This window comes from Litoribacillus peritrichatus, from assembly GCF_039537985.1.
GTDB classification, from domain to species: domain Bacteria; phylum Pseudomonadota; class Gammaproteobacteria; order Pseudomonadales; family Litoribrevibacteraceae; genus Litoribacillus; species Litoribacillus peritrichatus.
The window spans coordinates 760,643-781,905 of sequence record NZ_BAABBN010000007.1; the positions used below are offsets into that span (position 1 = coordinate 760,643).

A 21,263-nucleotide genomic window follows, 5' to 3' on the forward strand; every position below is an offset into this window, starting at 1 on the left:
TGTAAGTGCGCGTATTCTGGCATATAAAACAGAAATTAAAAGGGAAGGTGACCGCTTATTTGGGGAGATAAACTACGGCAGAAATTTGAGAAAAAACCAGTCAACAGATGAACTGCCTGTAAGCCTAACTTTACTTGATTTGACGTGAATTGATTTGAAATTATGGTACAGGTGTTTTCTTAAGGAATTTTTAAGGTAAGGCGTTTTTTGTGATGGGATTCCGTTCGTCGAAGGTTGGCTTTAAAGCTTGCCCTGCATCTCAGGCTTTCTTGCTGATTTCAGTTCAGCCTGAATGCAGGGCGTTGATGTTAGTTAAAAGGAAATATCACTGAAATCGTCGGGCCATAATTGCCGATTGGGTGCCTTCGCCTTGTTCCCAAAGCAGCATCGTTCGGCCTTTGCTGTCGGTCGCCATGTTGGTATCACGAATCAGCGGTGGATTTTGGCTCAGCTGAGTTGGTTCTCCCCATGTTTCAGTGAAGGCGTTGTAGCGGCTGACAAAGAGATTATCGACTTCGTTTGTTCGCTGAACCCAAAACGATAAGACGTGATTCTGGTCGTCCATGATGGCGTCGGCGGAGCCAAATTTGTAGTCGTTGGTGGGCATGGTTTTGGTGGCTTGCCACTGCTTGGTTGTTACATCGAACGATCGGCTGTAGAGGGTGTGAGTATCATTCGTTTGTTGAGACCAGGTGATCATGGCACTGCCGTTGTCATTGGAGATTAATTGGCTGTTCGTCAAATCTTTACTGCGAATGTCGGAAACGGCGCCCAGCTCCACCGGAGTTGTCAGCCAGCTGTTGGTGGCGGCGTTAAAACGGTTGGCGAAAACATGGGTGGCAGCGGCGTCTTCGATATTACTTTCCTGTTGCCAGGTGACAATGGCGTCACCGACTTCGTTCAGTGTGGTGTAGACACGACCAATGCTTCCCGTGCCGTTTTTAAGTAGGGCAATGTCTGACCATTCGCCATAAGTGCTTTCGTCCTGGTTAATGACCCGGTCAAAGTGGCGGGCAAATAAGCTGTTGGATGTTTGACCTCCGAAAGCACGCCAAGTCACCAACACCTGTCCCTGCTCATTCATTATCAGGGTGTGGCTGGTGTTGTCAGAAACATCGACATCGAATGCCGTCGTGGGCTGCCATCCGCCATTGACGTCTTCATTGTTGACGAACAAACGGGTATGAATGTCGGCCTGAGTTGGCGTCTCGGGTGAAATGTTCAGCCACAGTAAGGTGAGGTAATTATTTTCATCGACGGCAATGCGCGGGGCATAGTCGTCTTCGTTGGAGTTTAGATTAATTTCTGCGGCCTGCCAGCCTGTTTCAGGTTGGTAGCGAGAGACATACAGGTCGTAATCATTATTTAAGTTAGTTTGTGACCAAGTCACATAACCGACACCGTCCTGGCCTATGGCTGCATCAAATCGGCCATCGACCTGACCATTACTTTCGGCAAGCTGCTGATTCGCACTCCATTGGCCCGTACTTGCGCGGTAGTAACGGCCAAGGAGGTGGTAAGTATTTTGCGTTTGTGCCCGCCAGACAACCAACACATCCCCTTGATCATTGGTGGCGACTTTGCCGCCGTTTAAGTCTGTACCTGGGGTGTTGATTTGGAACGGTGCCTGCCACTGATTATTCTCGTGGTCGTAATGACTGGCGTACACGCTTCCCTGTAAAAGGCCTACTTCATTGGACCACAAGGAAAGGGCGTTGCCGTTTTCATAGGTTTCTACGTGGTTCAGATAGACTTGGAAGACATTATTATCATTAACGATGGTTTGAGCGTTTTGCCATTGGCCATCGCGGGTGGTGAATCGCCAGGAGTAATCGTTGCCTAAGGTGTTACCTTGCTGGTCACTGATGTTGCCACTGAGGGTTGCGGTGTATTGGCACAATAAGCCCATTTCTGATGCGACTTCAGCCTGAACTGTTTTTCCGGTTTGATCCAGCGTGGCATTGGTATCAAGCGGCTCATTATTTAACCTGACCGTCAGGCTTTGCTCGCCAACGGAGCTGGCCAGCAGGTTTTTGGAAAACGTGCCCGCGACGTTGGTGTCCAATTCAATGCCTGTGGCATTGCCGGTGGGGGTTAACGATGACAGGAAGGTCTCTGGCGCAGGTGGTGCGGGATCACTGGAGGAACCGCCGCCTCCGCTACAGCCGGTCAGAATTAAGGTGCTTAAAAGTATTGGTGAAAAGCAGGCAGCAGTAGGCAAGTGCTTCATAATATCTATGTCCTTATAAATCAAAAAAGCATGAGCGCACTATTGTTGTGCAATTGGTTATCAATTGCAATACCGTTGCGAACGCTGTGTTCCAGCTGTTTACTTTTCGAGAGTTTGGCTCCCGGTCTTAACACAGCTTGAGGCGGAGGTTGTTCCAGAAAAGGCGAGGTCAGGAACATCGGCGTTTTGTTGTTGATTGACATAATGCCTTCCTTGGCGAATTTCTTTTAAAGTTTGTTGATGGAGGGGGGCTGAGTTTGAACGTTCAGCCATTTAATCAAAGTTGGCAGGAAGTCGGGGGCTAACGCGTCTTCCTCCAGAAACATCATTTTTAACCACATGCCGATGCCGTAACCGGATTCGTTAAACAAGTCTGCCCTGAGCATTTCATGGGTTGCATTGGCAATCATCCGGGTTTCCACATGGTTGTTTGGATTGGGTCTGTGTTGCCAAAGGTTCAGCTCATGGCTGGCGTCGACGTTGAGGTCTGAATCCCCCCATAACAGCAGCACCGGTAATTGAATGTTGTTGAAATCCTGAGAGGCGTCCGCTTGATAATTCTTCAGCACAAACTGAAAACGGTTTTCGCTCATGGGGTTATTGCCCGCTTGTTGCAAATATTCCTGATAACTGGGCGAACGATCAAAGAAAGCGATTTGCTCCCGGTGTGCGTGGATGGCTTGTTTGATTTCGGATGGGCTGGCGTTGGCCTGCATCATTCGTGTGAGGGTTAAATATTCTCCCTGTTGAACCCAATTGGTGGCAAAGCCGATCCCGACCGCAAAACCTATGTTTGTGGAGGCGTTGGCCAAAGCGGGAACCACCCAGCCGGCTTGGCTGAAGCCGAGTAACCCGGTGTTGTGCGCTGAAAAAGGGTATCGGCTTTGAATGGCTTCGATTGCGGCAGCCACTTCTTCCTGACGATCTTTCATGGATTGATTTAACCACTTGCCGGATGAGCCGCCGACACCGGCTTTGTCCCAGCTGAAAATGGCGTAACCTTGTTCGCGTAACGGGTGCCAGATGAGTTCATAGAAGCCTTTGGCGTCGTAAGGCATTTCGCCATCACCATGAACGAATAACAGTACCGCTTTGGTTGGCAGGTTGTCTGTTGCGGCCAGATAATGGCCTTGAAGCTGATTATCACCATGAGCAAAAGTGATGATTTGCGCCTGGACTGGAACAGATAAAATCAAAGTGAAAAGTAGCCAAAAAAAACGTTTCATTGAATTCGCTCCCATAGGGTGATGTTGTTCAAATGGTTGCTTTAAAGCGATTGATCAAAATGAATAGGCGATACCGACCATGGCCATGGTCGAATCTGAATCATAAAAAGCGATGTTGGAATCGCGCTCGGAATAGCTGACCATGGCATCCAGCCGTATGTTTTGCCAGTTAAACGGTTCAATAAACCCTATTCCGGCAAGGGCTGAGACTCGATCATCTTCCCGTGTTCGGTTAAATACCGGGTGGCGGGTGTCGTATTTGGACGATGCGTAGCTCACACCTGCAGTGAGTTCCAGTGCGTTTGTGGTGTAGAGCGTGTGAAGTTCTAAACCCCAGCGGTCAAAATCGAACGCAGCACCGTCGGCTTCGGCGGTTGTGTATAGTAAAGAAGGGACAACAAATAAGCGGTAGTGCATCAGAGGTAAAGTAAAATCCAGCTGTACCTGATGAATATCGGCGTCTCTTTGAAGTTGTTTGCTTTCCTCAGCAGTAATGCCACTGGGCTGGTTGATCAGAGATTGTCCTGACCGCTCTTTGTCCACGTCCAGTTGGGCGAAGGCGTACCTGAGTGAGACAGGTCCGCCTAAGATGTAATCAGAGGCGAAGTAAAATCCTTCCATTTGCGCGTCTGTTTCTTTCCGTTTGGCGCCGGTTTGATAGGGGTCTTGCCAAACCTCATCGAATCCCGGCATTTTGGGTAGCAGCGCTGCCGTTAATAAGGTGCCATCCTTCAGTTGATGTCGAATGCCTATTTCAAACAAGGGGTTGCCTTCCGTGATGTTGTCTTCCGGCGTGCCGACATAGAGCTGGGTTTGTTGATTTTCAAACCCGTAATTCAGCTCGAATAAGAGAATTGGCAACGCTCTTGTTACGGAGTCGGCGCGTTGGTTGAGAGAGTCAATGGTTTCATTGTCATCGCTCACGCCAGATAACGATTTTGACTCAGAAATCAGTGCACTTGCCTGAACATAGCCGCTGAAACCCGGTTCAATGGGTTCAGTGAGTTCGGTCGCGAAGGAGGCCGATAACGGGGTTGTTATCAGGCTGATCAGTAAGAGACGTTGTTGAATTGCTATTCTTGGAATTGCAAAATTTGTAACTGAGGATGTTACTGGTTGGTTAGCGCCCATGGTTCCATTCCTGTTCAATGGGGTTGAATACAATTTGTATTCACGCTATCGCAACCAAGATTAAGGAAAACTTAAGAAGCGGGTCGCTGTTTATTCCGCAGGTTGGTCGTCCAGCAGCATATCAATGTGCGGAATATCATCTTCCAGATACATGTCTGAGATGGTTCTGAACCCCACTTTGGCGTAGTAATTTTCCAAATGCTGTTGTGCGCCGATCTTAATGGCAACGGTCGGGTATTGTGCTCTGAGTGCCGCAATGGAACGTTCCATTAATTCATAGCCTAACTTTCTGCCTCGTGCTTTTTGAGAGATAATCACGCGGCCAATGGCTGAATAGTCTTGGTGTACGATGCCTTTAGGGATCAGTCTGGTGTAAGCAATCAGCTGGTCGTCTTCGAACGCCATCAGGTGTTCGCACTGTTGGTCCAGGTTGTCCAGATCATGGTATGGACAGTTTTGTTCGACCACAAAGATGTCTTGGCGTAACTTCATCACGTCATAAAGTTGATTCAAAGTTAACTGCTCAAAGGGTACTATTTGCCAATCTATCATGGTGTGATCTCAAACCTGTTCTGACCTGTGAATTCTGACCTGTGATTAGAGAACCTAAAAAGTGGCCGAATCGTTGGGGCAGGCACTTTATTGCACTATGGGCCGGAAAACAAACGATAAAATGCATCTTTTTGTGTTAACGAGTTAATGTGAGTGACCCCCTTTGAAGCTCAGTCGACGCCTTCAGGCAATTCAAAACATGGTACAGAAACCCTACGACCACCTCTGGGATTGTTGCTGTGATCACGGTTATTTGGGGCAATCTTTTTTAACCGAAAGGGATAAGTATTCGCTTGGTATCGTGCATTTGGTGGACATTGTTCCGGCCTTAATGAACGAGGTTTCTGCCCGCTTAAATGTTGAGTTGTCTGCAAGTGAGACTCACGGTAAGTGGCAAGTGCATTGTTTGGACGTTGCAAAACTCCCCATAACCTCAACAGAATATGCCAAAGATGCGTCTCACTTGGTGATCATTGCCGGGGTGGGGGGCGATCTTTTGGTGGAGCTGATTCAGGCCATTGAACAGAATAACCGGGGCTGTCTGATTGAGTTTTTGCTGTGCCCCGTGCATCACAATTACAAAGTACGACAAGCGCTGGTGGCGCGGGGTTTTGGTTTAGTGAATGAGCAGCTTGTCGAAGAAAATAAGCGGTTCTATGAAATAATCCATGTGGCAAAAAACTCTCATGAACCTTTGTCGTTGGTGGGCTCTGACATGTGGGATTTATCCAGACCAGCAGATCAACGGTATTTGAAAGAAACCCTCGCCCATTATCATCGTATGAAGCAGAACCCGGCTCAACAGGTGAATGATGTGATCGACGCTTACACTGAACTGTTGTCGGCGGAACCTTCCAAATTTTGATTTTCTGTGCGATTGAAAGCTCAGTTATAGGATGCCTGAAATGAATCCATGATTATTGATGTGGGTTAATTCATGCTCTGTTGAGGCAAACTATATTGAAGAGAATGAAGATTAACTTATGACCTCAAGGATATAAATTTTTCAGAATGACAGAGAACAACCGGTTGGAAGCGATTCGCCTGGGCGTTGATAGCCATCAGGAGCGGATCGTATACCTTAACGCCCACTGCCATATTGTGGGTTCGGAAGGTTTTACGGCTTTGTCCCGGGTGGAAGTGACGTCGGCTCGGGGCACCATCATTGCGACGGTTAATCTGGCGCATGATTCGTTGTTGCACCGCAATCAGGCGGCGTTTTCAGAGTCTGCCTGGTTGGCTTTGGGGCTAAAGGAGGGCGAGCAGGTAGACATCAATCATGCGCAACCCGTCAGTTCCATGTCGTATGTTCGCAGTAAACTGTATGGCGGCGATCTGGAATATTCGATGTTTCTTGAGATTGTCAGAGACATTCAGGCGGGGCGATATTCTGATATTCAACTTTCTTCTTTTGTGGCGGCCTGTGCATCAGATAATTTATCCAATCAGGAAACCGCCTGTTTAACCCGCGCCATGATTGACGTGGGTGAACGATTAGATTGGGATCTGCCCATAGTGATGGACAAACATTGTGTGGGTGGGTTGCCTGGCAACCGGACGACTCCGATTGTGGTGGCAATTGTTGCTGCCAACGGTTTAACCATGCCGAAAACGTCTTCCAGGGCCATCACTTCGCCAGCAGGGACGGCGGATACCATGGAGGTACTGACCAACGTTGAATTAAGTCGGCAGCAAATGAAAGCGGTGGTGGATGAGCATGGCGGTTGTTTAGCGTGGGGAGGCTCCGTCAGCCTGAGCCCTGCGGACGATAAGATCATTCGAATCGAACGGGCGCTCAATCTGGACAGCGAGGGCCAATTAGTGGCTTCGGTGTTATCCAAAAAACTGGCGGCGGGATCAACTCATGTGCTGATTGATATTCCGGTCGGCCCCACAGCCAAAGTGCGCTCGTTTGAGCAAGCTAAGTGCCTGGAAGCTAAGCTTATATATACTGCAAAAGCATTAGGAATGACGGTCTTAGTACACCGCTCAGATGGAAATCAGCCCGTTGGCAAAGGAATTGGCCCTGCTTTAGAGGCAAAAGATATTTTATCGGTCTTAAATAACAGTGAGGAGGCGCCTCAGGATTTAAGGGACAGGTCTTTGTTTTTAGCAGGAAAAATTTTAGAAATGGCGAATGTGGCCCAACCGGGTGAGGGTGTGGCAACAGCCAGAGCTACTTTGGCGTCGGGGGCCGCACATCGCAAGTTTTTGGCCATTTGTGAAGCGCAAGGTGGCATAAAAGAGATCCCAGAGGCTAAATTTAAATCTGAGTACTTATCAAGAGAGGCGGGTATCGTCACGCACTTTAATAATCGTTGCCTCTCTCAGTTAGCGTGCCTTGCCGGTGCGCCAAACTCTAAAGCGGCCGGCTTAGAAATGCTGGTGCGCTTGGGTGATCGTGTCGAAAAAGGACAGCCTTTGTTTCGGTTACACGCAGACGCACAAGGTGAAATGGCTTATGCGTTGGATTTTTTGAGTCAACATACAGAATGCTGTCAGGTTTCAGGAGAATCAGTATGACATTTATGGTTTTTAATATGGGTATGGATACCGCTACAGCGAATCAGTTTATTGAGCGGCTAGAGTTTAATCAGAAAAACGGTAAAAGCAGTATTAAGGATGAAGTTCAGTTTGGTGAAACAGAAATACGCAGGTTTCCGGATGGTGAAAGTTACCTGAATGTGCTCAGTGATGTGGCGGGTTTGCATTGCGTGTTATTGATTGATGCTTCTGTTCCTGACGAGCAATTTTTGCAATGGATTTTTATGGCGGAAAACCTCAAAGAGCTGGGGGCGGAAAGTGTCGGCTGTTTAATTCCTTACTTACCGTATATGCGGCAGGACATTCGTTTTAAGCCGGGGGAATGTGTGACTTCTCGCCATTTTGCGAAGTTGATGAGCCAAAGTTTTGATTGGTTGATGACGTCAGACCCACACCTACATCGATACGATTGTTTGTCTGAGATTTATTCCATCCCAACTCATATTGTGCCGGCGGCGCCTGCGATTGCGCACTGGATTAAAGCGAACGTTAAAAACCCGTTGATTGTTGGCCCGGACATGGAGAGTGAACAATGGGTGTCTGACGTGGCTGGTATGGTTGGCTGTGATTATGAAGTATTACTGAAAGAGCGCTCGGGTGATCGTGATGTGGAGGTGAGTTTGCCAAAATATCAAAGTCATAGAAATCAGACGCCAGTATTGGTGGACGACATTATTTCAACGGGCCAGACGATGGCGAAAGCCGTGGGCAGTTTGATTGCTTCAGGTATGAATCCTCCCGTGTGCATTGGCGTGCATCCGTTGTTTTCTGATGCCTGTGTGGGGTTATTAACAGAGTCGGGGGCTGCACAAGTGGTGAGTTGTAACACGTTAATGCACCCTACCGCTCAAATTAATATGGTGAAGTTGTGGGCGGATGCCTTTGGCCGATGGGTGAGAACATTGGAATTGGTTCAGGACACCAGCCTTGAGCCATATCCTATGGCACTGGCTCAGTAAGCCGATAACGCTTGCTGATCTGGGTGAGCTTTTCGTTTTTTGGACAAAGCACTAAAAACGCTTGGTTGTCCGTGGAGGGCTCTGTGTTACAGAGTCTTCGCAGATTTTATAGCGGTAAACCGGAGAGCGATAAAAGTCGGTCAGAGTCAGGGTTTGTTCCGGCGATTGACCGGGAAGCGCAAAGTTATTGCTGACTAAGTATTCCGTTTGGTATGCACCCGTTGAGATCTTGTCCTGTATGGCCTTCATTGCTTTGGGGTGGAGGTAACAGACAATGACGTTCACTTGATTGAGTCGAATATTCAGAAAGTTCTTACGGTGTACTTTTAGGTTCTTTAAGCCCAGCAGTTTGATCATCACCAGAGTGAATAACCAAGGTGCAAACGATAGCTCAAAACCTACGATCTGGCGCTGGGGATACGTTCTGGCGAGCCGAATCACCAGGTTTCCCCAACCACTGCCCAAATCCACTATTGGCCCTGTACCGGTATTTTCAATAAGTTCCAGCACCCCTTGATAGGCCTTTTTAGAACTCGGCATCGGTGAGATTCCCAATACAAGCGTTGTCCAGACAATCGAAGAAATCACGACTAAAACGATTGTAACGAACAGGGATTCGATGAGCATTCAGGTGTGTCCTTTTTGTGGAGCGTGGATTGTAAACTAGATTGGCCTTTTGGTCTGGTTTTGCTGCAACTTTCTTTCAGTTTGAAATCGGGTAATTTGTGATGTGCTTTGGTAATGGGTCGCTGCAATTCTGAGATCAGCTGGTATGATGCGTTCTATTATTTTTAGACCAGAGTTGATCTATGAAACAGGGAAATTGTTGTTATTCATCCGTTTTAAAGTTAATTACGTTCTTAATTTTGCCGGTTCTGTTCAGTGGCTGCCAAAGTGTGTATTACGACGCGATGGAAAAAGTGGGCATCCATAAACGGGATATTTTGGTGGATCGGGTGGAAGAGGCGAAAGACGCTCAATCCGAAGCCAAAGAGCAATTTGCTTCCGCACTGGCCCAGTATCAATCGGTCGTTACCATCGAAAACCAGGCCTTGGTGGATAAGTACGAGTTACTGAACGATGAATACGAAGACAGTAAGACGTCCGCCGCTGCCGTTTCTGATCGCATTGATGCCGTTGAAGAGGTGTCTGAAGCGTTGTTTGACGAGTGGGAAGACGAGCTGTCTTTGTATTCGAATGCGAAACTCCGCCAACAAAGTGCTCAGAAGTTGTCTGCAACGAAGCGTAAATACAAAACTCTGATCAAGGCGATGAGACGCTCCGAGCAGAAAATGGCACCGGTGTTGGCTGCGTTTCAGGATCAGGTACTGTTTTTAAAGCATAACCTGAATGCTCAGGCGATTAACGCTCTGAAAGGGGAACTGAAAAGTATTCAGGGCGATGTGGCCCGATTAGTGAAAGAGATGGAAAATTCCATTAAAGAATCGGAGTCGTTCATTAAATCGCTGTCGGAAGGCTAATAAAGGTTGTTGTGCTTGGTTGAGGGCTGAATATGTACATTGGTGAGGTTGCGGATAAGACCGGGTTATCCATCAAAGCCATTCGGCTCTATGAAGAAAAAGGCTTGATTCCTGTACCCTCCCGGGTTGGCCGCTATCGGGTGTACAATGAAAGCTATGTGGATATTTTAACGCTGATCAAAGAGGCGAAAGCGCTGGGTTTTACCTTAAACCAGTTAAATTCCATGCTGGTGTACGAGCAAGGTCAGGTGAACTGGCAAAAAGTTCAGGGCTATTTGATGGAGCATAAGAACCGTTTGCTGGAACAGCAGGCCATTCTGGCTGCCCAATTAAGTCAGATTGATGCCTGTATTCAGGGCATTGATTCTTGTCCCGAATTGACTTGAGTCTGCATTAAAAGAGGCTTGACTCTGCCCTTAGGGGCAGACGTTACACTCATCATTTTCAACATGGTGAGTCCGTTATGTCTAAAAGAATCCTGGTTGTTTGTGGCAACCCGAAAGCGAACAGTTTCTGCGAAAGTCTGGCCAATAGCTACGTTCAACAAGCCTCTCAAAAGAACGAAGTGGCGCTCGTGTCATTGTCTCAATTGCAGTTTAATCCAGATTTGAACCAAGGGTATGACCAGGTTCATACGATGGAGCAGGACTTAATTGACTTTCAGGCTTCACTGACTTGGGCCGAACACGTGGTGATTTTCACACCGATTTGGTGGGGCAGCATTCCTGCCAAATTCAAAGGGTTGATTGATCGTAGTTTATTGCCTGGATTTGCGTTTCAGTATCAGGAAGGCAAAACCATGCCTGATCAGTTGTTGGTGGGTAAAACCGCTCGCGTCATTATTACCCTCGATACCCCGCCTTGGTTCTATAAATGGGTGCAAGGTGCACCGGCGGTCAAGGAGCTGAAAATAGCAACGTTGAAGTTCTGCGGCTTTCAGCCGGTAAAAACCAAGCTGATTGGCCCGATCATTTCATCCACTGACACTCAACGAGCTGCCTGGACCAAAGAGGTTGAGCGATTAGGTGGATTAGGCGCCTGATATATCTGATCGTGTAAAAGTGCTTGTTATGCAACATACCCTCAAGTGATCTGGCTTGAGGGTTCTTATGCCGACGGTTCGCTTTATTTATTGATCATTTATTCATCACGATATTCGGGGTGTTTAGTCACAAATTTCTTCAGGTTGCTCATTGCCATCGAACTGACTTTGTTCTGAAGAAACGAGGACCAGCCCAAGGCAACTCCGGGCAAACCAAGCGCTTGTCGGCTCCATCGCCAGAAATTGAACTGATCTATGTGCCTGATGATTTTGCCGTCCTTAAATTCAAACTCGGCATCTATGATGTTGTGCACGAAGCGACCGGTTTGGCTAAAGCTGTATTTCGGCTCCCAGTGGGCGGTAATTTTGCCGGATTGGTCCTGCACTGAAAACGCCATTGTCATGTCTTTGCCGCGTTCACATAACATGTGCCACATGGCGCCGATTTCCTTGCCTGTTAATTCAAAGGCTTCGTCTTTGAAGTAAGCCTCCGGGTGATAGCATTCGGCCATGGTTTTGTAGTCTTTTTGTTGAAATGCCCGGTAGAAGCTTTCTATCAATGTTTTATGGTTGTTCATGGTTCATAGCCTTCGGAGTGATTATTAATGATCATCTTAGACCTTACCGGCGATTAGTCGTAGTGGCGTATATGACAACTATGGGTTGTGTTTGGGTCGTTGTTGTGCGACCTTGAGTCTCTCGTCAGTTGAGGTGAAAAACGATGCGCGTTACTTTGTTGGCTCTTCAGGGTTGTCCTTTGTCATCGGTTTCCGGGCCGCTGGAAATTCTTGCTTATGCGAACGGTGTGCTTTCGAAAACAAACACGAAAACAAAAACGAAAGAGAAAGCGGAGGCGATGACGGTTGAAGTCGTAACGGAGCAGGACATTCAAATTGATTGTTTGGGCGGCCTCAAGCTGACCGCACACCGTACGATGAATGAGGTGCTGACGACCGACGTGCTCATTGTTGCGGCGATTGGTCATCCGGCGCTTCGTCAAAAGCCGTTTGATGAAAATACTTTGGCTTGGATTCGTGCCCAGTATCAAGCCGGTGCCCAAATTGTCAGTTTATGTACCGGCGCGTTTTTATTGGCTGCTACCGGTTTGTTAGATGGTAAGAAAGCTACGACCCACTGGGCGTGTGAACGATTGTTTCGGGATCGTTTTCCTAATGTGCAATTACAACATGAACAAATGATCACACAGGATGGGGCGCTCATGTGTTCCGGCGGTGCCAGTGCCTATCAGGATATGACGTTGTTTTTAATACGTAAGTATTATGGCGATGCCGTGGCACACCAGTGTGCCAAAGCGGTGCTGGTGGATTTGGATCGACATACTCAATTGCAATATGCGCATTTTAACCCCTCCAGGCAGCACCAAGATAAGGCTGTCCATCATGCTCAGGACTGGTTGCAACAACATGCGTCAGAGCATTTTACGGTGGCGGATTTAGCCTGTCAGGCCAACTTGAGTGAGCGACAGTTTAAACGCAGATTTAAGCAGGCCACGGGCGAATCCACGCTGGCTTACATTCAAGCGGTTCGGGTTGAAATGGCGAAAGTGGTTTTGGAAACCACAAACACAACGATTGAGCGGGTGGCTGTGTCATCCGGTTATGAAGACGTTCGTTTTTTCCGACAAATCTTTAAGCGCCACACGGGCGTATCTCCTACTGAATACCGAGCCAAGTTTGGTGGGCGTTGAATATCATTGAAAGAATTTCCGCTTGTTATCGTTGATGGTGGTTAAAAAATCATTAGAGGGCTAAAGTAGTTAATCAGTTGATTACTTTTTCTCTTATTGAGTTTCGGGTTTATGTGTCGTGCCTTAATTGCACTGTTATTGATGGTTGTTGCGGCGTTCAGCGTTCATGCTGAGACCATTAAATTAACCAATGGCGACTGGCCACCGTATTTGTCTAAAAGTTATAAGCATCAAGGCGTTGTATCCCATATTGTTCAAGAGGCGTTTAAGCGCGCCGGGGTGGATGTTGAATATGGCTTTTTTCCTTGGGCGAGGGCCTATAAAAATGCTCAGCTTGGTGTGGACTGGCAAGGTTCAGTGGTTTGGTCGTCTTCGGAGGAGCGTGTTAAGAATTTTATCTTTTCTGATCCTGTTATTTTTGATGAGACGGTGTTTTTTCATCTGGCATCAAAGGAAATAAGATGGGGCACCCTGAATGATCTTAGTAAATATCGAATTGGTTACACTCGCTCGTATTATCATGGCGATGAGTTTGCCCGTCTGGAAAAAGAAGGGGTGTTCAATGTTGAAGTTGCCACTTACGATGAGAATAATTTCAGGAAACTGTTAGCCAAACGCATAGACTTATTTCCATTACAACAAGTGGTGGGCATGGAAACGCTCAGAACTCACTTTAGTTCAGAAGATATCATGAAACTGACTTACACTCGGCCTTTTCGGCGAACACCGTACTTTTTGATCATCTCTAAAAATGTCGACGGCGCGCAGCGCTACATAGATTTATTTAATCAAGGTTTGTCTGCATTAAGAGCAACAGGCCAATATCAGAAATTTCTGGAAGACAATCAAGCGGGGCTGTATCGCCCGGATGAACCGACTCAAGCTGGCTTGCCATAGACGCAGTTGATTACCTTATGACTATGTTTCAGCTGACAGGGCTCTCTCGGAATGACTTTTGTACTCTAAATCAATAAAAGCTGGTATCGTTTATGTTTGTTGACTTTCCGAACGTAAGAGAGATCTAATTGATTACCGCACAGCTGTCCAAACTTTCTGACATTGCCACCGAAGCCCATACCCGAATTCAACAGAATTTCTCAGACCTTGATCCTGTGGTCGGCGTCAGCCAAAACATGCGAAAAAGTGGCATACCTGCGGATGTCATGACCATCGACTGTTTAAAAACCAATAAACGCATTATTTTGATTTTACACGACCAACAACCTGAACTGGTGCGCTATCAGTTTGCTTACCGGGATAAAGATCCTGAAGGGCAGTTTGAAGAAATCCCGTTTAACGACTTAACATCAGACAGTCTGTATGAGTGGATTCATCGCTATTTCTCAGTGGTACTCAATTAGCAGCTGTCGTTTTATTTTTGCAAACGTTTTATCCATGCAAACGTGTTTTTCACGCAAAACGTCTCTTAAATTCACTTGGGGTTAACCCGGTGATCTTTCTGAATGTTTTCCGAAACGCTGAATTGTCTTCATAACCCACATCCATCGCAATGGTTTCAAAGGTAGCGGCCGAAGACTCAATGAGATCACAGGCTTTCTGAATGCGTAAACGCTGTAAATAATCGTTGGGTTTGTGACGGGTTGCCTGCACAAAATGCCTCAGAAACGTCCGTTCGGTTAAGCATGACAGAGCCGCAAGCTGACTGACGGAGACAGGCTGAGCGTAATGGGTTTGTAAATAATGCTGAGCTTTTAAAATGGCTTTGTCACCGTGATCGAGTTTAGGCGAAAAGCTTTGATAGTATTTTTGTTCTCTGGAACCCGTATCTACGATCAGTAATTTGCCTAATTGTCGCATGATGCAAGGTTGTGTGAGCTGAGCAACCAACTCCAATCCGAGATCCAACCAAGACATTAAACCGCCTGCGGTGATGATGTCGCCATCATTGATCAGAATTTTCTCCACATCCAGTTGTGTCTCCGGGTACAGGTCATTGAATTTGTCGGCCAGGTTCCAGTGGGTAGTCGCCCGACGATTTTTTAATAAACCCATTTCCGCAAGGACCAAAGTACCCGCGCAAGAAGAGCAAATAATTGCCCCTTGTTGATGTTGTACATGAATCCAGTTCGTTAACGTGCCCGAAGGTTTCGAATGAAAGCAGCCTCCCAAGTCAGGAGGAATGATGACCACTTGATAGATGGTTTGATCTTGCGAGGCTTCTTGCCGCGAAGTTTCGTTCACGATCGTGGTGTGAAATCGGGCATTGTGGCTGTTTTTATCACACAAGCCGTTGGTAAGAGTGAACATTTCCTGTAGCCCCATCAGAGCAGATTGCATTGCTCCAGGGTAATCAATGATGGCTATTTGAATATCGGAATGGGTCATGATTAATAGTTTGTCAGTTTTGACTCGGTATATGTTGTTTTTGACTTTAATGCCCTTTTAAAGAAACCGCAATAATAAACCTCATGAAATTTAAGGCATAAAACCGAACAACCCAAACAGCAGATAAGAGAGTACTAAAGATGAAGACGGCATTGTTATTGATTGATTTTCAGAATGATTATTTTCCTGGTTTTGAAGGTGCCAAGTGGCCACTGAATAAAACCGAAGAAGCGGCCCAACAAGCAGTAAAGCTGCTAACCGAGTTCAGACGACAGGGACTTCCTGTGATACATGTCCGTCATCAGGGCGCAGAAGATGCCCCGTTTTTTGTTGCTGGCACCGCAGGTATGGAGATTCATGAATGGCTTGCGCCTACCTCGGGGGAAACAGTGATCACCAAACAGCAAATCAACAGTTTTCTTGATACAGAGTTGCACCAAACCTTGAAAGCGTTGGATGTTTCGAGCTTGGTAATTGTCGGAGCCATGAGTCACATGTGCATTGATGCAGTAGTGAGAGCGGCAGCGGATATGGGTTATCAATGCTCTGTGGCGCACGATGCCTGCACCACCCGAGATCAGGAATTTAATGGGCTGACGGTGACCGCTGAGCAAGTACACGCGGTATTCATGGCTTCTTTGGCCTTTGCCTACGCAACCGTGAACTCAACGGATTCGCTGGTGGAAGAGTTGAAACAGGAACGGCTGGTGGCGGCAGCGAAAGCAGCCAGTCAACAATGGCAAAAGGCATTTAATGCAGGTGACGCCGAGGGTTGTGCTGATCAATACCAAGCGGATGCTGTGATGAATGCAATACCGTTCGGACGCTATGAAGGGCGTGAGGATATTCTGAGTTTTTGGCGAAACCTGATAAAGGACGGTTTTAAAGACGTTGAATACATTTCACCCTCGTTCGAAGTGTTGGATACGAAGCGCGTTTTGCTAAAGTCGCAGTGGAAAATGAACAACGCCGGTGGCGTGATTCATAAAGAGCTGTGGGTGTTACAAGAAGACGGAAGCTGCAAATTGGCGGAAGACGACTTCGAAGTCATCAGTTAAATAGCGAAGCGGAGAGCGCAATTCAACGGGGATTGAATTGCGCTCAAGTGATCACAGGATTCATTGTCGATTACATAGAGCCTGATTCTGTTGTAACGCATGCAGCACATCTTGACGAGTGATTAAGCCAACCAGCTCACTGTTCTCGGTGACAGGATAAATCTCTGGTTTTTTATCGAGCATGGCGATGGCCAGGTCAACCACGCTGTCGTTCGGACGCACAGTCACAACCGCTTTGCTCATCACGTCTTTGGCAATTGCTGGCTCGTCGCAATGGTAACTGCTTTTTAATATGGCTTTCAGGCAGTCGTATTCCGAAATAAAACCAATTACCTGGTTGTTTTGATTAACCACCGGAGCACCGCTCAGTTGGTACTCATCCAAGGCTTTGATGACATCGGCCAACGATGTATCGCAGTGAATGCTAATGGCTGACTGGCGGCTTACTTGCCTCATGTGATGTTCGACTCTGTTATTAATCATCTGCTTGCCTCTTAATTTGAAACATTGGGGTTGGGATGGTTAAAAACAGACTACGTGATGAGTTAAGATAGTGAAAATTAATTAATATTATTGAAGTGATAGTTTTGGTGATGTCGAATCCGGGCAAAAAATAATGTTTTTCTCCCCGGGGATGATTCGTTAGATACTAAGGTACTTAGTCTAAGGTTGACTGAGTTAGTATTCTTTTTTTATTCATTAAATCAAATAATTTAGATTCTAAATCTAGCTCTTGTTCGGGTCTGGTACTGACGTGTGAGTAATAAGATTGTTGGTCTGGCCCCCAATCAAAATATATTCCAGTGTTTTGTTTAGATAATTGGCTCTCTTGGTTTTCAGAAATGCTTAAGTTTACTGATGAAAGTTGTTGTATGGAGCTATTGCCAACAATTTTTGCGTACACAACCAAACTATATGTACCTGATAAAAATTTAAAGTTAGCCCCGTCCTCAGGTAATAAAAAGTGATGGTCAAAAGTGACTCCTTCTTGGGGGATAAAAAGGCCGCTACCTCGTTTTAAATCACCTTTTTCTCCATAAACCCAAATATTAAAGTTTTGCTTCGACTCATTTCGTTGCAGAGAGATATGAAGACTTTCAATTACCTGGCCTTTTTTTGCAGTGCTATACAGTAATGTTCGTAAGTAAACCTTGTTGTTTTGGCTTTCGAATGCTGAACCATCGGGGCCGAAGAAAACTACAGTTGGCATTGTCATAACTAACTTGCCTTTTCGAAATAACGTAAGCCATGCTGTCGCAGCGGAAACAATTAATGCTAGGCATGAAATAATAAGACTTATTGTATAAAGATCTTGAGACAATTTGCTTCTTCCTTAAGTTTAGAGGGTAAAGGGGTCAAAGGTTTTACCTAACTAGGTTAGCACTTTTTATCTGGGTTCAATTCTAAATAATCTGGTTTTGGAAAAGGTTAAAACATCCATTCTGTTCTGGTTAATTTCTGTGTGCTAACATTTGTGTGTACGCATAAGCTAAGGTCTGTATATGGATACTAGAATTCAATTTCGAGTTAATGAGGAAACAAAGCGCTTAGCTCAACAAATGGCTGAAAGTCAGGGGCGAACATTAAGCGATGCTTGCCGTGAACTTACCGAAACGCTGGCTGACCAGCAGCGTAAGGTTTTGTCTCATGACGCTTGGCTGACGGAGCAAGTAAATTTGGCTTTTGAAAAGCTTGAATCAGGAGAGTCTGTTTTTGTTGAACATGAGCAGGCTAAATTAAGCATGAGAGAGCGTAAAGAAAAAATCCGTAATCGAGGATAGCGAGTGATTTACTGGGAAGAGGAATCTCTAAACGATCGCGAAAAAATATTTGAGTTTCTATATGGTCATAACCCTGTTGCGGCTGATAAAACGGATAGCATCATTGAACAGAAGGTTGAAAATTTACTTCAACAGCCGTTGATGGGTGTAGAGCGTGATGGTGTAAGAGGCCGATTACTCATCATTCCCGAAGTATCTATAGTTGTTTCGTATTGGATTGATAATTCAGTCATTCGCATCATGAGGGTGCTTCACCAGAAACAACAGTTTCCTGACGGGTAATGACCGTTGAAACAACAAAATTAAGTGGTGTTTATCAATTAATTTTCTTTACTTTGTACATCTCTGACTGGGTACAAGCGGTGAAGCCACTGGTGCCCTGATGAAATTTCTTGTTCTCGCCACAGTTGACTGCAACGGTGGCAATAAAAGAATCGATCTTCTGAATTTTCTCTGGGAAACTTCTCAATCAGGCCAACGCCATTTGCTTTTAAATCGTTTGCTGTGATTGGGCTTTTAGAGATCGCTATGAAGAGACAGGGACACTTCCCTTCAGGTAATACAACGTTTGAAATGTTAATTTCACAGAATTGCTCCCAGGTGATTTTATCCAGAAACAAGTCGTTGATATGTTTTGCTTTTTGATCTGTCGCAGACTCAAGGTTTGAAATCCATAGCTCTTTCCATTTAGTGAGTTCCATCTGCGTTCCTTTTTGTAAATGCATACCGTAAAGCTTAGAGAGTGCTTTCGGCGAGTCTTATGCCCAGAATGGACAAGAGAAAAAAGTTTCTGTCCATGGCCTTTAGTTATTATTAGATGTTATGTCCGGTAGAATGGCAACGGCTTTGCCGAAAGTTGATGGCTATGTACAACCCTCTCACAAAAGCTCCTAATTTGGGAGTGAGAGTTCGAATTTTAATAACTTAATCGAACTTCGTGTTGAAGATCACTGGCTAGACTGAAAGTAACGTAATGTTACTTCGGTCGGTGAGTCAGTGAAAAATCTCTTACGTTTCTTTTTTCTTTTTTCTATCGGTTCTCAGGTTCATGCGACGGTGACTTACGATGGCACCGATGGCGTGTTTTCGGATGTGTTCAGCAGTAATTCTGAAAATGCCTGCATCAATTGTCACAGCAGCTCTTTGGTTGGCGGTGTTGCCCGAAGTTTTGCGCCTGACGGGGTGGATTTTGATACGTACGCCAATGCCACTTCTTCCGATAATGCTGAACGTGCCAGCATCCGAGTCAATGCGGGTACTATGCCGCCTTCGGGTTCATTGAACGCTTCTGAAATGAGCTTGATTGCGCAGTGGATCACAGATGGCAAAGCAGAAAATGCGGCACCGGAGGTGACATCAAGTGCGGCGTCTTCGGTTTCAAAATATCAGGCGACCTTCAACGGCACAGTCAGCGAAGGCGGTGCCAATACCACGGTTGAATTTAAATACGGTACGGCGTCAAACAGTTTAACGAATACTAAGTCGGCAACATCGCCTTCAGGCACCGGCGGTGGAGAGTCTGCCCCTTCGGTGGCGGCTACCCAAACCAGCTTGAGTTGTGGCACCACATATTTTTTTCGTCTGGAAGGCACAAATTCGGTCGGTTCAGATAATGGTTCAACATTAAATTTTGCGACTGACGCCTGTAATGTCGCACCAACCATCACGTCTACGGCGGGAACCGCTGCGACCGAAGACATCCAGTACAGTTATCAGGTGACGGTTTCTGACAGCGATGATTCTAATAACGGTACGGATTTAACCTTTTCGTTAAGCAATGAACCCACCGGAATGACGGTGACTTCGACTGGGCTGATTCGATGGACACCCACCGAGGGCGTTACCACTTCCGGTGCTGTGACGGTTCAGGTTCAGGACGGCGGTGAAGATGGTGCCAGTCCGGATACTGAGAACTTTACTGTGACGGTAACGGCGGTGAATGATCCTCCGAGTATCACTTCCACGGCGGGCACAGCGGCCACCGAAGATCAGCAGTATTCCTATCAGGTCACCGTGTCGGATGTGGATGACAGCAACAACGGGACGGACATTACCTTTGCATTATCGAATGAGCCGTCTGGCATGGTGGTGTCTACAACCGGTCTGATCACCTGGACGCCAACGGAAGGGGTGACAACTTCTGGTACGGTTACGCTGACGGTGTCCGATGGCGGTGAAGATGGCGCGGCAGCGGATACGGAAAACTTTACTGTGACGGTGGATACCGTCAACGATGCGCCTGTGATTTCTTCGACGGCAGGCACCACCGCAACCGAAGATATTCAATACAGTTATCAAGTATCTGTGACTGATCCGGATGACAGCAATAATGGCACGGATTTGTCTTTTTCGCTGTCCGGTGAACCCAGTGATATGGCTGTTTCTGCTACCGGACTCATTACCTGGACGGCTACGGAGGGAGTCACCACCTCGGGTGTGGTAACGGTGACCGTCACCGATGGCGGTGAAGATGGTGCTGCGGCCGATACCGAGAATTTTACCGTAACGGTGACGGCGGTGAACGATGCGCCAACGATTACGTCTACGGCGTCCACTTCGGCAACGGAAGACATTCAATACAGCTATCAGGTGACGGTCAGTGATCCGGACGATTCCAATAACGGCACGGACATTACCTTTGCGTTGAGTAATGAACCGACGGGGATGGTGGTGTCCAGCACCGGGCTCATTACCTGGACGCCAACCAACGGGGTGAGCACTTCGGGTAATGTTACATTAACCGTCAGTGACGGCGGCGAAGATGGCGCTGCGGCCGATACAGAAAACTTCACGATCACGGTGGACGCAGAAAATGACCCACCCACCATTACCTCAACAGCAGGCACCACCGCCACCGAAGACATTCAATACAGCTATCAGGTGACGGTCAATGACCCGGATGACAGTAATAACGGTACGGATTTGACGTTTTCGCTGTCGGGTGAACCGAGTGGGATGACGGTTTCGAACACTGGCTTAATTACCTGGACGGCCACGGAAGGGGTGTCTACCTCCGGTTCTGTGACGGTGACAGTCGCGGACGGTGGGGAGAACGGTGCAGCGGCGGATACCGAGAACTTTACCGTCACGGTGACGGCGGTGAATGATGCGCCAACGATTACGTCTACGGCGTCCACTTCGGCAACGGAAGACATTCAATACAGCTATCAGGTGACGGTCAGTGATCCGGACGATTCCAATAACG

The 21,263-nt window shown here is 46.9% G+C and carries 24 protein-coding genes; 13 read left to right on the forward strand and 11 right to left on the reverse strand.

What is annotated here, in order from left to right; all coding sequences use genetic code 11:
• Nucleotides 1–325: 325 nt before the first annotated feature.
• The 5 genes from ABD744_RS13060 to ABD744_RS13080 all read right to left on the reverse strand — a co-directional run bounded on the left by ABD744_RS13060 (nt 326) and on the right by ABD744_RS13080 (nt 5,139).
• Nucleotides 326–2,230 carry an Ig-like domain-containing domain gene (locus ABD744_RS13060; protein ID WP_344798948.1) on the reverse strand — a complete coding sequence of 635 codons (1,905 nt, stop codon included), beginning with the start codon at nt 2,228–2,230 and terminating at the stop codon, nt 326–328.
• A 20-nt stretch (nt 2,231–2,250) separates the two neighbouring features.
• On the reverse strand, nt 2,251–2,433 hold the full coding sequence (locus ABD744_RS13065) for a hypothetical protein (RefSeq protein ID WP_344798949.1): 183 nt from the start codon (nt 2,431–2,433) through the stop codon (nt 2,251–2,253).
• Nucleotides 2,434–2,457: 24 nt separating this feature from the next.
• Nucleotides 2,458–3,456: an alpha/beta hydrolase family protein gene (locus ABD744_RS13070; protein WP_344798950.1), complete on the reverse strand. Its 999-nt coding sequence runs from the start codon at nt 3,454–3,456 to the stop codon at nt 2,458–2,460.
• A gap of 54 nt (nt 3,457–3,510) precedes the next feature.
• A complete protein-coding gene (locus tag ABD744_RS13075; RefSeq protein ID WP_344798951.1) occupies nt 3,511–4,587 on the reverse strand; it encodes a DUF2860 family protein in 1,077 nt (358 codons plus the stop codon).
• A 90-nt stretch (nt 4,588–4,677) separates the two neighbouring features.
• Nucleotides 4,678–5,139 carry a GNAT family N-acetyltransferase gene (locus ABD744_RS13080; protein ID WP_344798952.1) on the reverse strand — a complete coding sequence of 154 codons (462 nt, stop codon included), beginning with the start codon at nt 5,137–5,139 and terminating at the stop codon, nt 4,678–4,680.
• Nucleotides 5,140–5,302: 163 nt separating this feature from the next.
• Here ABD744_RS13080 and ABD744_RS13085 point away from each other — a divergent pair, with 163 nt between their 5' ends.
• The 3 genes from ABD744_RS13085 (at nt 5,303) to ABD744_RS13095 (ending at nt 8,642) form a co-directional block, all read left to right on the forward strand.
• On the forward strand, nt 5,303–6,004 hold the full coding sequence (locus ABD744_RS13085) for a tRNA (adenine(22)-N(1))-methyltransferase (protein ID WP_344798953.1): 702 nt from the start codon (nt 5,303–5,305) through the stop codon (nt 6,002–6,004).
• A gap of 146 nt (nt 6,005–6,150) precedes the next feature.
• Complete coding sequence (locus ABD744_RS13090; RefSeq protein ID WP_344798954.1) at nt 6,151–7,662, forward strand: thymidine phosphorylase family protein; 1,512 nt, start codon at nt 6,151–6,153, stop codon at nt 7,660–7,662.
• Entirely contained in the window at nt 7,659–8,642 is a 984-nt protein-coding gene (locus ABD744_RS13095; protein ID WP_344798955.1) for a ribose-phosphate diphosphokinase, read from the forward strand. The genes ABD744_RS13090 and ABD744_RS13095 overlap by 4 nt, the downstream gene beginning before the upstream one ends.
• Before the next feature lie 51 nt (nt 8,643–8,693).
• Here ABD744_RS13095 and ABD744_RS13100 read toward each other — a convergent pair whose 3' ends face one another.
• Complete coding sequence (locus ABD744_RS13100) at nt 8,694–9,269, reverse strand: class I SAM-dependent methyltransferase (protein ID WP_344798956.1); 576 nt, start codon at nt 9,267–9,269, stop codon at nt 8,694–8,696.
• 182 nt (nt 9,270–9,451) lie between these two features.
• Between ABD744_RS13100 and ABD744_RS13105 the strand changes: the two genes are divergently transcribed.
• The 3 genes from ABD744_RS13105 to ABD744_RS13115 all read left to right on the forward strand — a co-directional run bounded on the left by ABD744_RS13105 (nt 9,452) and on the right by ABD744_RS13115 (nt 11,165).
• Entirely contained in the window at nt 9,452–10,123 is a 672-nt protein-coding gene (locus ABD744_RS13105) for a DUF2959 domain-containing protein (RefSeq protein WP_344798957.1), read from the forward strand.
• Between the two features lie 32 nt (nt 10,124–10,155).
• Nucleotides 10,156–10,509 (forward strand): MerR family transcriptional regulator, encoded by a 354-nt coding sequence (locus tag ABD744_RS13110; RefSeq protein ID WP_344798958.1) that lies wholly within the window; start codon nt 10,156–10,158, stop codon nt 10,507–10,509.
• Nucleotides 10,510–10,586: 77 nt separating this feature from the next.
• Nucleotides 10,587–11,165: an NAD(P)H-dependent oxidoreductase gene (locus ABD744_RS13115; RefSeq protein ID WP_344798959.1), complete on the forward strand. Its 579-nt coding sequence runs from the start codon at nt 10,587–10,589 to the stop codon at nt 11,163–11,165.
• Nucleotides 11,166–11,263: 98 nt separating this feature from the next.
• On the opposite strand, the gene ABD744_RS13120 is transcribed toward ABD744_RS13115, so the two are convergent.
• Complete coding sequence (locus ABD744_RS13120) at nt 11,264–11,743, reverse strand: nuclear transport factor 2 family protein (protein ID WP_344798960.1); 480 nt, start codon at nt 11,741–11,743, stop codon at nt 11,264–11,266.
• A gap of 143 nt (nt 11,744–11,886) precedes the next feature.
• Between ABD744_RS13120 and ABD744_RS13125 the strand changes: the two genes are divergently transcribed.
• The 3 genes from ABD744_RS13125 (at nt 11,887) to ABD744_RS13135 (ending at nt 14,234) form a co-directional block, all read left to right on the forward strand.
• The gene (locus ABD744_RS13125) at nt 11,887–12,873 is read left to right on the forward strand and encodes a GlxA family transcriptional regulator (RefSeq protein WP_344798961.1); all 987 of its coding nucleotides are present in this window, start codon (nt 11,887–11,889) and stop codon (nt 12,871–12,873) included.
• Between the two features lie 111 nt (nt 12,874–12,984).
• Entirely contained in the window at nt 12,985–13,770 is a 786-nt protein-coding gene (locus tag ABD744_RS13130; RefSeq protein ID WP_344798962.1) for a substrate-binding periplasmic protein, read from the forward strand.
• Nucleotides 13,771–13,898: 128 nt separating this feature from the next.
• Nucleotides 13,899–14,234 (forward strand): hypothetical protein, encoded by a 336-nt coding sequence (locus ABD744_RS13135; protein ID WP_344798963.1) that lies wholly within the window; start codon nt 13,899–13,901, stop codon nt 14,232–14,234.
• Nucleotides 14,235–14,283: 49 nt separating this feature from the next.
• Here the strand turns inward: ABD744_RS13135 and ABD744_RS13140 are convergent, their stop codons facing one another.
• On the reverse strand, nt 14,284–15,219 hold the full coding sequence (locus ABD744_RS13140) for a GlxA family transcriptional regulator (RefSeq protein WP_344798964.1): 936 nt from the start codon (nt 15,217–15,219) through the stop codon (nt 14,284–14,286).
• Between the two features lie 140 nt (nt 15,220–15,359).
• On the opposite strand from ABD744_RS13140, the gene ABD744_RS13145 reads away from it, so the two are divergent.
• Nucleotides 15,360–16,277: an isochorismatase family protein gene (locus ABD744_RS13145; RefSeq protein ID WP_344798965.1), complete on the forward strand. Its 918-nt coding sequence runs from the start codon at nt 15,360–15,362 to the stop codon at nt 16,275–16,277.
• Between the two features lie 60 nt (nt 16,278–16,337).
• Here the strand turns inward: ABD744_RS13145 and ABD744_RS13150 are convergent, their stop codons facing one another.
• Complete coding sequence (locus ABD744_RS13150) at nt 16,338–16,760, reverse strand: CBS domain-containing protein (RefSeq protein WP_344798966.1); 423 nt, start codon at nt 16,758–16,760, stop codon at nt 16,338–16,340.
• A 175-nt stretch (nt 16,761–16,935) separates the two neighbouring features.
• Entirely contained in the window at nt 16,936–17,598 is a 663-nt protein-coding gene (locus ABD744_RS13155) for a hypothetical protein (RefSeq protein ID WP_344798967.1), read from the reverse strand.
• Between the two features lie 181 nt (nt 17,599–17,779).
• On the opposite strand from ABD744_RS13155, the gene ABD744_RS13160 reads away from it, so the two are divergent.
• Together ABD744_RS13160 and ABD744_RS13165 are read left to right on the forward strand one after the other, a co-directional pair.
• Entirely contained in the window at nt 17,780–18,058 is a 279-nt protein-coding gene (locus ABD744_RS13160) for a type II toxin-antitoxin system TacA family antitoxin (protein WP_344798968.1), read from the forward strand.
• 3 nt (nt 18,059–18,061) lie between these two features.
• Nucleotides 18,062–18,340, forward strand: a complete 279-nt coding sequence (locus ABD744_RS13165; RefSeq protein ID WP_344798969.1) for a type II toxin-antitoxin system RelE/ParE family toxin — start codon at nt 18,062–18,064, stop codon at nt 18,338–18,340.
• A gap of 38 nt (nt 18,341–18,378) precedes the next feature.
• Here ABD744_RS13165 and ABD744_RS13170 read toward each other — a convergent pair whose 3' ends face one another.
• Nucleotides 18,379–18,759, reverse strand: coding sequence for a hypothetical protein (locus tag ABD744_RS13170; protein WP_344798970.1), 381 nt, complete (start codon nt 18,757–18,759; stop codon nt 18,379–18,381).
• Between the two features lie 295 nt (nt 18,760–19,054).
• Here ABD744_RS13170 and ABD744_RS13175 point away from each other — a divergent pair.
• Nucleotides 19,055–21,263 (forward strand): putative Ig domain-containing protein (locus ABD744_RS13175; protein ID WP_344798971.1); only part of this gene is annotated, 2,209 nt, incomplete at its 3' end.

What these genes read in the sequence shown, in the direction of transcription:
- ABD744_RS13170 (WP_344798970.1), bottom strand. Translation starts at nt 18,759, where the DNA reads ATGGAACTCACTAAATGGAAAGAGCTATGGATTTCAAACCTTGAGTCT.
- ABD744_RS13100 (WP_344798956.1), bottom strand. Translation starts at nt 9,269, where the DNA reads ATGCTCATCGAATCCCTGTTCGTTACAATCGTTTTAGTCGTGATTTCT.
- ABD744_RS13080 (WP_344798952.1), bottom strand. Translation starts at nt 5,139, where the DNA reads ATGATAGATTGGCAAATAGTACCCTTTGAGCAGTTAACTTTGAATCAA.
- ABD744_RS13090 (WP_344798954.1), top strand. Translation starts at nt 6,151, where the DNA reads ATGACAGAGAACAACCGGTTGGAAGCGATTCGCCTGGGCGTTGATAGC.
- ABD744_RS13130 (WP_344798962.1), top strand. Translation starts at nt 12,985, where the DNA reads ATGTGTCGTGCCTTAATTGCACTGTTATTGATGGTTGTTGCGGCGTTC.
- ABD744_RS13070 (WP_344798950.1), bottom strand. Translation starts at nt 3,456, where the DNA reads ATGAAACGTTTTTTTTGGCTACTTTTCACTTTGATTTTATCTGTTCCA.
- ABD744_RS13145 (WP_344798965.1), top strand. Translation starts at nt 15,360, where the DNA reads ATGAAGACGGCATTGTTATTGATTGATTTTCAGAATGATTATTTTCCT.
- ABD744_RS13140 (WP_344798964.1), bottom strand. Translation starts at nt 15,219, where the DNA reads ATGACCCATTCCGATATTCAAATAGCCATCATTGATTACCCTGGAGCA.
- ABD744_RS13075 (WP_344798951.1), bottom strand. Translation starts at nt 4,587, where the DNA reads ATGGGCGCTAACCAACCAGTAACATCCTCAGTTACAAATTTTGCAATT.
- ABD744_RS13060 (WP_344798948.1), bottom strand. Translation starts at nt 2,230, where the DNA reads ATGAAGCACTTGCCTACTGCTGCCTGCTTTTCACCAATACTTTTAAGC.
- ABD744_RS13065 (WP_344798949.1), bottom strand. Translation starts at nt 2,433, where the DNA reads ATGTCAATCAACAACAAAACGCCGATGTTCCTGACCTCGCCTTTTCTG.
- ABD744_RS13120 (WP_344798960.1), bottom strand. Translation starts at nt 11,743, where the DNA reads ATGAACAACCATAAAACATTGATAGAAAGCTTCTACCGGGCATTTCAA.
- ABD744_RS13160 (WP_344798968.1), top strand. Translation starts at nt 17,780, where the DNA reads ATGGATACTAGAATTCAATTTCGAGTTAATGAGGAAACAAAGCGCTTA.
- ABD744_RS13125 (WP_344798961.1), top strand. Translation starts at nt 11,887, where the DNA reads ATGCGCGTTACTTTGTTGGCTCTTCAGGGTTGTCCTTTGTCATCGGTT.
- ABD744_RS13105 (WP_344798957.1), top strand. Translation starts at nt 9,452, where the DNA reads ATGAAACAGGGAAATTGTTGTTATTCATCCGTTTTAAAGTTAATTACG.
- ABD744_RS13095 (WP_344798955.1), top strand. Translation starts at nt 7,659, where the DNA reads ATGACATTTATGGTTTTTAATATGGGTATGGATACCGCTACAGCGAAT.
- ABD744_RS13115 (WP_344798959.1), top strand. Translation starts at nt 10,587, where the DNA reads ATGTCTAAAAGAATCCTGGTTGTTTGTGGCAACCCGAAAGCGAACAGT.
- ABD744_RS13150 (WP_344798966.1), bottom strand. Translation starts at nt 16,760, where the DNA reads ATGATTAATAACAGAGTCGAACATCACATGAGGCAAGTAAGCCGCCAG.
- ABD744_RS13110 (WP_344798958.1), top strand. Translation starts at nt 10,156, where the DNA reads ATGTACATTGGTGAGGTTGCGGATAAGACCGGGTTATCCATCAAAGCC.